Source organism: Bartonella saheliensis, from assembly GCF_902162175.1.
The window spans coordinates 16,443-28,333 of record NZ_LR607214.1; the positions used below are offsets into that span (position 1 = coordinate 16,443).

The window sequence follows — 11,891 nt, forward strand, 5'->3', positions numbered from 1 at the left end:
GTGTTGATTTTTAATTGGATGCTTTTGCTGTTAAGTAAAGAAGGGTGATGCGTAAAATGCACAGCTTCATATTTCCACTTCGCTTTATAGACTATAAGAAGCATTTTAAAAGCATGTGAGTGTGTGTAAACCCATCTCTTTTAAGATGGAGTATGCAAAGTTGTGGATCAATTATCATTATTAAACTCAACATCTCCTTTAAGGAGAAGGCTTTTGCAAAATTTTAGGAAAGCGCATTGTGATTTTGCCTGTATTGATAAGATTCATATCAACATTAAGAGTAAGTAGAAATATCTCTATCAGGGTGTTTAAATATCGGTTTTCCATATAATACTTAAAGTATCATCAAGCCATTTATGGTAATCGCGTGCTTCTTGATCTGAGGCATGAACAGAGAAAATAAAACCAGGATATCCACCAAATGCTGGTGGAGGTGGTGAGATATGATCAGTTTCAAAGAAAATTATTGTTCTGGCGGTTTGAGGATGTTGTGCAACCTTATCGAGACCTAAAAATCCAGAAAAACGTCCATATCCATGAAGAGGAATAATGTAATTTGCAGCCACTTTTTTAGCTGAGAGTATATCAGGAAGGTCGGGGTTTTGTTCAGCTAAAGCGGCATTCATACAGAGTTTTGCAAATGAAATTCCTGTACCTTGCTCCACAATAAAATGGGAGACACCCGATCCACCGATACGAGCACCGATCTCAATGATATAAGGAAAGTTATTGGCATCGAGGCGTAGCTCTACATGGGCAGCACCCATATTTATACCAAGAGCTTTCACCCCAGAGCATGCAACCTCACATAAAGCAATAACGAGAGGATCATCTAGATCACAGCGTTGACGATAAATTGTTTCTTCAAACCATGGTCCTTCAGGTTGTCCTTTGTCACCAACTGCTAGAACATGTACACCTGCTGTATCAACAAAACATTCTACGACAAACTCTTTTCCTGACAAATATTGTTCTATTACTAAACCTAAAGGTTTATTTGCATTGTTAAAACGTGCCATGTCTTTATGCTGAACATTCCATACCGCTTTAATGAGATCAGGAAGTTCGGTGGAATTTTTAGCTAACATTACGCCTGTACTTGCCCATCCAGAGATGGGTTTAATGACGAGCGGATAGTCTAAGTCATGTACTTGGGATAGGTCTTTTGGATTATCTATATAAAGAAATCTTGGTGTTCTAAGCCCTGCTTTAGCAAAAGCTTGACGCATGAGATATTTATTTCGGGTTAATGCTGCTACTTCTGGTTCAATACCGGGAGTATTTATTTTTTTTGCAGCCAAAGCGGTCCATAGGATGGCTTCTTCGCGAAGGGTCATAACCCCAGCAATATTGCGTTCTTTTACACCTGTTGCAAAAGCGTCTAGAGCTGCTTCTGGGTTATCAAAAATAGGAAGTTGCCAAGTTGAAGTGACTGCTGTGGGGAGTTGAATAGGAGCGCTTTCAGCGGTATCATAGATCATGACTAATTCGATATTAGCAGCTTGTGCTGCTTCAAATATAAAGGGTAGTTTTGCATTACGTTGGCAAACTAACGCGAGTTTTTTCATTTTATTTCCTCATTAAATTTGGAATTTTTGGAATGGCGTTTCTGTTGCCATTTAGATACCTTTGATGCATCTATAAATAAGAGTGACATCCCTATAACAGCCATTATCATAGCAATTATTTTGATCATGTTGAGAGAAGGGCTCGAGCCGATGATCCATTCGCATGTAACTACTGCAAAAGGAGATAATACGCCAATAGTGTTGGCATATAATACGCCTCCCTCAGCTAAAACTTTTTGGTACAATACGTAAACGGGTGCTGAGCAAACAGTTGCTAAAATCAATATTTTCAATATATCTTCTAACTTAAGATAGAAGAGTGGGGTGGGATCAAAAATGAAGAATGGTATAAATGACACTGCAGAAATTGTTGTGATCCAAGCCAATGAGGTGAGCAAAGGTAAATTTTTAAGATAATGTTTAGACAATAAGCCATAAGCAGAGTAAGAAAATGCTGCTGTTAAAGCAAGAGCTATGCCTATTAGGCTGTAAGATTCACCCTCTATATTGTTTATATTAAATGCTATAGCCGCTACACTGACAATGATCATACCGATAAGCTTGAACCATGAAAATATAAGACTATTCGTCAGCGTTCCCAATATATAGGTAATTCCTGGAATAGTGGCTAAAACCATGGTTAAATCACTGGCTTTGAGTGATTTTAATGCACCAAAGCTGCAGATAAAATATAGCGAAAATCCTAACACCGATAGAATTAAAAAAGAAGGTATCATGGAAAGCAAGGGAAGGGATCTGAAAACAGCTTTCTCACGAAAAAGTGTCATCAACCATAAGGCAGCAGCAGTCGCACACAACCTCAGTCCAACCGCATGCATGACAGGTATATTGCTCACCAAATTCTTAGATAATAACCAACTTATGGAAAACAATGCGAGAATGGCAAAGGTAAATAAGAATAACCGTCCTTTTAAGAAATTCAACGATTTAATCCCCCAATAACGCGCTGTGCATAGTGTGATGTTGAAAAATTAAATCGTGACTGTGAGGTTTGCGGCTTTCCAAGATTATTTTGGATATAATCCTTAGCCCCTGCCAAATAAGCGTCATCATCTAATGTTTCAAGTGCTTCTATATCTGCTATCATCAATATGATTACTTCTTCAAGACGCTCTAAGTCAAATTGAATATAATCTTGAATCGTTTTAATCAATGTTTGTTTCGAATCAATATTTCTAAAAGTAAGATATAAGAAAAATAAATTCTTTTAAAAAATTATTCTAACAACTGTTTTTAGTATATATAGAGAAGAGCATTGTTTTGTTTGTTCAATATAAGGATATATTTTAAAATCGGTTTGGATTGGTAAGATCTTTTTCCTTCTTGTAAGATAGAGAAAGAAATCAATTTAAATATATATAGAGCTTTGAAAACAAATCATTTTTTTGAAATATCAGAGGTAAAACAATATGCGAGAAATTTTGAATCATTTTGATAGACCCTTGAATAAAAATAGTTCTGTTCAGAAGAGTCAAAATCTTTCGTGCCAACCACACCCTAAACGATTTTATAGAGAAGTAAAGATTGCTTGTGAGGAGGGGGGATTTGCGATCTTATTAGATGAACGTCCCGTTAAAACGCCTGCAAAGCGTCATTTTCTTGTACCAACGCAAGTGTTTGCTGAATTCATTGCTCAGGAATTTGAGAGTCAAAAGAACGTTGTTGATCCAGCAACAATGCCGATGACGCGTTTGGTTAATACTGTTATTGATGGTATCGCGGATGATATGCAAGTCGTTTTTGAAGATTTATTGCGTTTTGTTGCTTGTGATATGATCTTTTATCGTGCACAAACTCCTAAAGAGTTGGTAGAACGGCAATGTAAACAATGGGATCCTTTATTGGATTGGGCAGAAGAAAAACTAGGAGCACGCTTTTATTTGACAGAAGGGCTGATGCATGTGGAACAATCACCAGAAGCACTTCAAGCTGTGAGCCATTATTTACGTAGCGTTGAGTCTCCTTATATGCTTGCTGCACTCCATGTGATGACAACTTTAACGGGATCTGCTCTTATTGCTCTTGCGGTTGCTGCGGGAAAAATTGATGCGGATCATGCTTGGTCTATTGCTCATTTAGATGAAGATTGGATGATGGAACAATGGGGAATGGATAAAGAGACAATGGTACGCCGTACTCATAAAAAAATTGAATTTAATGCTGCTGTTACAATCGTTACAACTTGTTTATAAGGTTAAATCTTTTATTTATAAATACTCTCTTCGATTATTGTATTTTTGTAATTTTTAGAGGATTGATTTTTACTTTTTCAAGTCCAGGAAACACTTCATCGATTATACTTAAGATTGCGTCGTCATTACCTCGGATAAAATACCATTGGTTATTATGAAGTAGGGCGATAATTTCAGTTTGAATAGAGCATTTTTTTCCAGCATTTGTTGTGGTTACAAGCTCTACGGGTATAACAAAATAAGGAATGCCATTATCAAGTTTACCTTCACGTTTTTGTTTTTGGTCAATATAGATACTTTCAATCTTATAATTTTCTGCCAACTGTTCAATTTGGCTTTTCATGATTTGTTGAAATTGTGATTGACTAAGATTTTTTTTAGCCGTTAAGCTGTTAATAATTTGGGGGGGGATAGCGTTTAAAATGGCATCTGCATCAGCATTTTTAAGTGCTTTACTATAAGCAGACGTTGCTTTTTCAAGTTCAAGGGTTATGAGTTCTTGGTTTCTAATTGTATGTGCTAGAGTTGTTGATGGGATAAGGACAATGCATAAAAGAATAGAAACGAGAAAATAAATTCGCAGCATTAGAAACCTTGTTAATTAATTTGAAGAGATTCAAAATGATTATAAAGGAAAAGTAGATAAGCAAAAAGCCACTTATGCTTCGTGATGTGGAGAATATCCACAAAAATGGAGGCTTTTGCCTCCATTTTAAAAATAAAAAAATGCCCACTTATTGTTTAAACAGAATAGTACATATCAAATTCAACAGGATGAGGCGTTGTTTCGTAACGCAAGACTTCTTGCATCTTTACTTGAATAAAGGAATTAATCTGATCATCATCAAAAACATCGCCAGCTTTAAGGAAGCCACGATCTTTGTCGAGTGCTTCAAGTGCTTCACGCAGATTTCCTGAAACGGTAGGGATTTCTTTGAGTTCTTTTAAGGGAAGATCATAAAGATCTTTATCCATAGCATGTCCAGGATGAATTTTGTTTTTTATGCCATCAAGACCAGCCATTAAGAGGGCTGCAAAGGCTAAATAGGGATTTGCTGTTGGGTCTGGAAAACGAACTTCTACGCGTTTTGAATTTGGCGAAGAACTCATCGGAATACGACAAGATGCAGAACGATTACGTGCCGAATAGGCAAGAAGGACAGGAGCTTCATAACCAGGAACTAAACGCTTATAGGAGTTTGTGGATGGATTGGTAAAGGCATTGATTGCTTTTGCGTGCTTAATAACACCACCGATAAAAAATAAACAGGTTTCTGAGAGCCCGGCATATTCATTTCCCGCAAAAATAGGTTTTCCATCTTTCCAAATGGACATATGAACATGCATTCCTGAGCCATTGTCACCAAAAATAGGCTTTGGCATAAAAGTTGCTGTTTTTCCATAACTGTTTGCTATTTGATGCACGACATATTTAAAAATTTGCATCTTATCAGCTTCGCGAACAAGCGTATCAAAACGAATTCCCAATTCATGTTGACCGGCTGCTACTTCATGATGGTGTTTTTCAACCTGAACGCCCATATCTTTGAGCGCTGTGAGCATTTCAGAACGCATATCTTGGCAGGAATCAATCGGTGGGACAGGAAGATAGCCTCCCTTCATTCGTGGACGATGTCCTAGATTACCTGTTTCATATTCCGTATCATCATTGGAAGGAAGTTCACTTGAATCAAGTTTAAACCCTGTATTGTAAGGGTCTGTTTTATAGCGCACATCATCAAAAATAAAAAATTCCGCTTCTGGACCTATATTGATTGTATCTCCAATACCTAAAGATTTCATATAAACCTCAGCCCTTTTGGCGATAGAACGAGGATCTCTACGATAAAACTCACCAGAGACAGGATCAAGGATATCACAAAATATGACCAAAGTAGATTGAGCAAAAAAAGGATCAATATGCGCTGTTGCTGGATCTGGCATTAAAACCATATCAGATTCATTAATTGTTTTCCAACCAGCAATTGAAGAACCATCAAACATAACACCATCACTAAAGGTATCTTCGCTGATCTCTGCGATATCCATTGTAATGTGATGCAATTTTCCTCGTGGATCAGTAAAACGTAAATCAACAAAACGGATTTCGTTGTCTGCAATCTGTTTGATAATATCTGATGCGGTTGTCATATTCAATTTCCTTAATATGGCGTTGAGGGTGATAAAAAAGGTGAATTTTTTGTTGTTTATTAAAGAGCATCGATCCCTGTTTCGTCAGTGCCTATACGAATGGCATCATCAATGGAAAAAACAAATATCTTTCCATCTCCCATATGTTTTGTTTGGGCTGCTTTGCGTATTGCATCAACAGTTTGCTCCAGTTTTTCATCGGATACAACAATTTCAATCTTTACTTTAGGTAAAAAGTCAACAACATATTTCGTACCACGATAAAGTTCTGTATGTTCCTTTTGACGACCAAAACCTTTTGCTTCTGTGACTGTAATACCATGTAGTCCAATTTTTTGAAGCGCTTCTTTTACTTCATCAAGTTTGAAAGGCTTTATAATGGCTTCAATTTTTTTCATACTGAAATTATCTCCAACGTTATTTTGTCTTTTTAGACTGCATCACATTATATTGACAACTCTAAGATGTCCAACAGATACTTTGTACACAAAAACTCGAAAACAATGATAGTCTATGCTCTAGGAGAAGAATTTTTTGTAGAATAAAGTGAAATATTGTTTTTGGGAAAAAAAATTTACAATTCTTTGTACAGAATTTAAATAACATAATAAGAGCATTGTTTTTCTTTTTTATTGAATAAGATATTGATTTATAATAATAAAAAGATTCTCATAGCGAATGAGAAGCTTTAATACCATGAGATTTTTTTTACTTTAGATCTCTTTATCTTCAATCAATTAAAACGATATCTTTGTATATTAAGTGTATATCATAAGTCATACGAGTGTGTGGATAAAAACGATTAAGAGAGAAATAAAATGCCTATAATGGACAGAATATTAAATGCAAGGGCTTTTTAATAGCAATGGGGAGTAGCAAATATTGGTTAAATATCATGATAGTAGCGATTTGTTCCGTCGATAAACATAAAGATACTGGTGTACAATAGTCGATGTATCAAAATAGCATTTACAGGGGATGTCGTGAAATGGGCTTTAGAGCATTGTAGAAATATCTCTTTAAAAAAAGTGCTTGGAATTGGCAATGCAAATTATTGCGTTTGGGGCGTTTTGTCCCTTCGTGAGGAATGAATCCCTTAAGGAACGCGATAAACAAAAGTGTAAAGCAATGTGCAGTTTTTATTATAAGATCTTGCTGTGGATGTTTTTGAAAATTATCAAGATTAAGATGAATTAAAAGAAAATGGAAAAGATAAAAACTTTTTATACCCTTAAAACTTATATTCTTCTAAAATTAGGTTGTTTAGTCATTTCAGATATAAACAAATAGAGGAAAGATACGCAATTATGCGCATGTTCTCCTATTGGGTAATACGAAACTACAACAGCTTATAAAACGCTAAAAATTATTTCAGCCCTTGTTTTAAACATGTTGCTGGACATGAGAAATTAATTTACAGGCAACAGTAAAAACACCGTTTTTGTTCGTATGCTGTATCTTACAAGGTAAGTCTTTCAAGAGTGGCTTTTTAAGAGTTGGAATTGTAGAGAGATTGGCGTAGTAAAACATCTTTTAGAAATTTTCCCGTATAGGAAGCGGGAACCTTAATAATGTCTTCAGGACGTCCAATTGCAACGATTTCACCCCCACGATCTCCCCCTTCCGGTCCTAAATCAATAATCCAGTCGGCTGTCTTGATAACGTCAAGGTTATGTTCAATGACGATGACGGTGTTGCCTTGATCGACGAGTTCGTGGAGTACTTCAAGAAGTTTGGAAATATCATGAAAATGCAAACCTGTTGTTGGTTCATCTAAAATATAGAGTGTACGTCCCGTTGTTTTGCGTGCAAGTTCTTTTGCAAGTTTTATACGTTGTGCTTCCCCACCAGAAAGCGTGGTCGCTTGCTGTCCTACTTTTATGTAACCCAATCCCACTTTAATAAGGGTTTCCATTTTATTATGAATAGCCGGAACAGCGCGGAAAAATTCCTCTGCCTTTTCGATTGTCATATCCAAAATATCGGCGATAGATTTCTCTTTGAATTTTATTTCTAGTGTTTCTCGATTATAGCGCTTTCCTTTACAGACATCACAAGTCACATAGACATCCGGTAAAAAGTGCATTTCAATTTTGATGACACCATCACCTTGACAGGCTTCGCAGCGTCCTCCTTTAACATTAAATGAAAAACGCCCTGCTTTATAACCACGGGCTTTTGATTCTGGAAGTTCGGCAAACCAATCACGGATTGGTGTAAAAGCACCTGTATAGGTTGCGGGATTAGAGCGTGGGGTGCGTCCAATAGGGGACTGATTAATATCAATGACTTTATCAAGAAGTTCTAATCCTTCAATCTTATCATAGCAGGCAGGACTGTGATGACTACCCATGATCTGGTGTGATGCTGCTTTGAAAAGCGTTTCAATAAGAAATGTTGATTTTCCTCCTCCAGAAACACCGGTTATGCATGTGAAAGTTCCAAGAGGGATATTTGCACTGATATTTTTAAGGTTATTGCCTTTGGCGCCAATGACTTTAAGGATTTTTGATTTTGATATTTTGCGTCGCTCTCTCGGCAGTCTAACAGCCATTTTTCCTGAAAGATATTGGCCTGTGAGAGAGGCTGGATTCTCTATAACTTTTTGTGGTGTTCCTTGCGCTATGATTTTACCACCATGAACCCCTGCCGCAGGGCCCATATCAACAACATAGTCTGCTGCGCGAATGGCATCTTCATCATGTTCAACAACAATAACTGTATTACCAAGATCGCGCAAATGGCATAGCATTTCCAAAAGACGTTCATTATCACGTTGGTGTAGACCGATAGAGGGTTCATCTAAAATATAAAGGACGCCTGTAAGACCAGAACCAATCTGGGAGGCTAATCGAATGCGTTGGCTTTCTCCCCCTGAAAGAGTTCCTGAATTTCGAGAGAGAGTGAGATATTCAAGCCCTACGTGATTTAAAAAAGCGAGGCGTTCGCGAATTTCTTTTAAAATACGTACCGCGATATTACGTTGTTTTTCTGTGAGATATTGATGAATATTAGCAAACCAATCATCTGCTTTTAGAATAGAAAGATCTGATATTTGACCAATATGCATCCCATGGATTTTTACAGCAAGTGCTTCTGGTTTTAAACGATAACCATGACAGGCTTCGCAAGCAGAAGAAGACATATAACGTTCAATTTCTTCACGAGACCAAGCAGAATCGGTTTCTTTCCAGCGCCTCTCCATATTGGGGATGATTCCTTCAAAAGGTTGAGTTATTTTATGCGAACCAGAGTTATTTTTGTAGATAAAAGAAATTTCATTTTTTTTTGTACCGTAGAGAATAGCTTGTTGTGCTTCATGAGAGAGTTCGCACCACTGATTTGTGAGTTTAAAATCGTAAACTTTGCCCAGAGCTTCTAAGGTTTGGCTATAATAAAGTGAATCTGATTTAGCCCAAGGGGCAATGGCTCCATCTTTTAAGGTAAGATTTTTATTTGGTACAATTTTTTGAGGGTCCATTGCCTTTTTGATTCCCAATCCATCGCAGAGAGGACAGGCTCCAAAAGGATTATTGAATGAAAAGAGTCGTGGTTCAATTTCAGGGATAGAAAAACCTGATACAGGGCAGGAAAACTTTTCTGAAAAAAGAAGTCGTTTGTGTGTGTCGTTTTTTGATTTATAAGCAGCTTCTTTTGTTGTTTCTTTTTGTGCCAAGGGTTGATCCGCCATTTCAGCAATAGCAAGTCCATTTGCTAGCTGTAAACAAGTTTCTATACTATCCGCCAAGCGAGAGGTGATATCATGTTGTACAACAATGCGGTCTACCACAACATCGATGTCATGTTTATATTTTTTATCAAGAGGAGGAATATCAGGGATTTCATAGAATTCTCCATCAACTTTAGCACGTTGAAAACCTTTTCTTAAAAGCTCGTTTAGCTCTTTTTTATATTCTCCCTTTCGACCGCGCACTAAGGGGGCCATAATAAAAATTCGTGTTCCTTCTGGTAAGGACATAATTTGATCAACCATTTGGGTTACCGTTTGGCTTTCAATGGGGCGTCCTGTAGCAGGGGAATGAGGAATACCGATACGAGCAAAGAGGAGACGCATATAGTCGTGGATTTCAGTGACAGTACCGACTGTTGAGCGCGGGTTGCGGCTGGTAGTTTTTTGTTCAATAGAGATGGCGGGAGAAAGGCCATCTATGCGATCAACATCTGGTTTTTGCATGACTTCGAGAAACTGGCGTGCATAAGCCGAGAGGCTTTCGACATAGCGGCGTTGTCCTTCAGCGTAAATTGTATCAAAAGCTAAAGATGATTTTCCTGATCCAGAAAGTCCTGTTACAACAATGAGTTTATCACGAGGCAGATCAAGATCAATATTTTTAAGGTTATGCTCACGTGCACCGCGAATGGAGATATATTTTTGATGAGTCATCTTTTATCCTTGGCATATGTGACAAAAATTAAACCTCTGAAATGGAATAAAACTGTTTTTTTAGAATAAAAATGTGCTTAACTGTTTTCACGCAGAAAGAAAGTATAAGTTTTATGAAAAGAAAATACAAATGAGCGGCTTTTTATTCTCTATTGATGGAATAAACTATGCGTTGTTATCATATTTTGTTATAATTACATTGGATCCAATATTGGGAAAGGGTAGCAATATCCATAGTGAAGGTCAATTATAAACGTGTAAATTGAAAGTCAAGATGGTTATAACTGTTCTATAACAGTGTTTTACGAATTAAAATTTTGGAGTTTATGCGATGGCTGGTAGCCTTAATAAAGTTATTTTGATTGGTAATCTCGGGGCAGATCCCGAAATTCGCCGTTTGAATTCTGGAGATCAAGTGGCAAATCTGCGTATTGCTACTTCGGAAAGTTGGCGTGATCGGAATACAAATGAGCGAAAAGAACGCACCGAGTGGCATAATATTGTTATTTTTAATGAGAACCTTGTCAAAATTGCAGAGCAATATTTAAAAAAAGGTAGTAAAATTTATATCGAGGGGCAGTTACAAACACGGAAATGGCAAGATCAAAATGGAAATGATCGTTATACAACAGAGGTTGTTTTGCAAAAATATCGTGGGGAATTACAAATGCTTGATGGGCGTGGGGGAGCTAGTGGGGAGCAAGGAGCAGCAAGTCAAGGGGGAAGTTATAGTGGCGGCTTTGCGGATAGTAGCTCAAACCAGAGAAATACTTTTGGTCAAAATAATAGCCAAGTGGAAGAAAGCTTTTCTCACAAATTGGATGATGACGTCCCTTTCTAAGAGTCTTTTAATTTAAAGTATTACGACTTTTTTATGGTTTGTTTATTTTAGATTTTTGAAGTTTAGCGAAGTGGGAATCATTTATTATTAGTAGTAATTTTTAATAGAAATTAATAACATCTTGAAAAATATTGTTAAATTTCTCCTTCGTTATGGGAGAGAAATTAGCATTCTGGTGTATTTTTCGATATAAACAAAGTGAAGTGATTCTTTATTTGAAAGTTTTAAAATTGTGACCGATCTTACTCCACAGCTAGAACGTGATGTGCTGACCGGTATTGAACCAATCAGCATTATTGATGAAATGCAACGCTCTTATCTCGATTATGCGATGAGCGTCATTGTTTCGCGCGCACTCCCTGATGTCCGTGATGGTCTTAAACCTGTTCATCGACGTATCCTTCACGCTATGAATGAAATGGGGCTTGTTTTTAATAAGCCGTATCGTAAGTCTGCCGGGGTTGTTGGTGAAGTTATGGGAAAATTTCATCCCCATGGTGATGCTTCAATTTATGATGCTTTGGTGCGTATGGCACAGGATTTTTCTTTGCGAAATCCCTTAATTGATGGTCAAGGAAATTTTGGTTCTGTTGATGGTGATCCGCCTGCGGCAATGCGTTATACAGAATGTCGTTTAGAAAAAGTTTCAGAACAGCTGTTAGTTGATATTGATAAAGAGACTGTTGATTTTCAGGATAATTATGATGGGCGTG

Annotated in this window: 10 protein-coding genes; 3 read left to right on the forward strand and 7 right to left on the reverse strand. The window is 37.1% G+C overall.

The window, feature by feature from the left end; genetic code table 11:
- Nucleotides 1–308 precede the first annotated feature (308 nt).
- From FS875_RS06560 to FS875_RS06570, 3 genes are read right to left on the reverse strand one after another with little or no spacing between them, the layout of a single operon-like run.
- Complete coding sequence (locus tag FS875_RS06560) at nt 309–1,568, reverse strand: ATP-grasp domain-containing protein (RefSeq protein ID WP_144754711.1); 1,260 nt, start codon at nt 1,566–1,568, stop codon at nt 309–311.
- Nucleotides 1,565–2,512, reverse strand: a complete 948-nt coding sequence (locus FS875_RS06565; RefSeq protein ID WP_144754714.1) for a DMT family transporter — start codon at nt 2,510–2,512, stop codon at nt 1,565–1,567. Before FS875_RS06565 ends, FS875_RS06560 begins: the two co-directional genes overlap by 4 nt.
- On the reverse strand, nt 2,509–2,742 hold the full coding sequence (locus FS875_RS06570; protein ID WP_208442085.1) for a hypothetical protein: 234 nt from the start codon (nt 2,740–2,742) through the stop codon (nt 2,509–2,511). Before FS875_RS06570 ends, FS875_RS06565 begins: the two co-directional genes overlap by 4 nt.
- Nucleotides 2,743–2,998: 256 nt before the next feature.
- On the opposite strand from FS875_RS06570, the gene FS875_RS06575 reads away from it, so the two are divergent.
- A complete protein-coding gene (locus FS875_RS06575) occupies nt 2,999–3,781 on the forward strand; it encodes an ATP12 family chaperone protein (RefSeq protein WP_144754717.1) in 783 nt (260 codons plus the stop codon).
- Nucleotides 3,782–3,815: 34 nt separating this feature from the next.
- Here the strand turns inward: FS875_RS06575 and FS875_RS06580 are convergent, their stop codons facing one another.
- The 4 genes from FS875_RS06580 to uvrA all read right to left on the reverse strand — a co-directional run bounded on the left by FS875_RS06580 (nt 3,816) and on the right by uvrA (nt 10,337).
- Nucleotides 3,816–4,367, reverse strand: coding sequence for a hypothetical protein (locus FS875_RS06580; protein WP_144754720.1), 552 nt, complete (start codon nt 4,365–4,367; stop codon nt 3,816–3,818).
- A 155-nt stretch (nt 4,368–4,522) separates the two neighbouring features.
- A complete protein-coding gene (glnA, locus tag FS875_RS06585; protein WP_144754724.1) occupies nt 4,523–5,932 on the reverse strand; it encodes a type I glutamate--ammonia ligase in 1,410 nt (469 codons plus the stop codon).
- Between the two features lie 59 nt (nt 5,933–5,991).
- Nucleotides 5,992–6,330 (reverse strand): P-II family nitrogen regulator, encoded by a 339-nt coding sequence (locus tag FS875_RS06590; RefSeq protein WP_144754727.1) that lies wholly within the window; start codon nt 6,328–6,330, stop codon nt 5,992–5,994.
- A gap of 1,091 nt (nt 6,331–7,421) precedes the next feature.
- A complete protein-coding gene (gene uvrA, locus FS875_RS06595) occupies nt 7,422–10,337 on the reverse strand; it encodes an excinuclease ABC subunit UvrA (protein ID WP_144754731.1) in 2,916 nt (971 codons plus the stop codon).
- 331 nt (nt 10,338–10,668) lie between these two features.
- Between uvrA and ssb the strand changes: the two genes are divergently transcribed.
- Together ssb and FS875_RS06605 are read left to right on the forward strand one after the other, a co-directional pair.
- Nucleotides 10,669–11,178 (forward strand): single-stranded DNA-binding protein, encoded by a 510-nt coding sequence (gene ssb, locus FS875_RS06600; RefSeq protein WP_144754734.1) that lies wholly within the window; start codon nt 10,669–10,671, stop codon nt 11,176–11,178.
- Nucleotides 11,179–11,410: 232 nt separating this feature from the next.
- A partial coding sequence (locus FS875_RS06605; RefSeq protein WP_281282251.1) for a DNA gyrase subunit A occupies nt 11,411–11,891 on the forward strand: 481 nt, incomplete at its 3' end.

Coding starts and splice junctions, on each gene's coding strand:
- FS875_RS06560 (WP_144754711.1), bottom strand. CDS start 1,568: ATGAAAAAACTCGCGTTAGTTTGCCAACGTAATGCAAAACTACCCTTT.
- FS875_RS06590 (WP_144754727.1), bottom strand. CDS start 6,330: ATGAAAAAAATTGAAGCCATTATAAAGCCTTTCAAACTTGATGAAGTA.
- FS875_RS06575 (WP_144754717.1), top strand. CDS start 2,999: ATGCGAGAAATTTTGAATCATTTTGATAGACCCTTGAATAAAAATAGT.
- FS875_RS06580 (WP_144754720.1), bottom strand. CDS start 4,367: ATGCTGCGAATTTATTTTCTCGTTTCTATTCTTTTATGCATTGTCCTT.
- uvrA (WP_144754731.1), bottom strand. CDS start 10,337: ATGACTCATCAAAAATATATCTCCATTCGCGGTGCACGTGAGCATAAC.
- glnA (WP_144754724.1), bottom strand. CDS start 5,932: ATGACAACCGCATCAGATATTATCAAACAGATTGCAGACAACGAAATC.
- ssb (WP_144754734.1), top strand. CDS start 10,669: ATGGCTGGTAGCCTTAATAAAGTTATTTTGATTGGTAATCTCGGGGCA.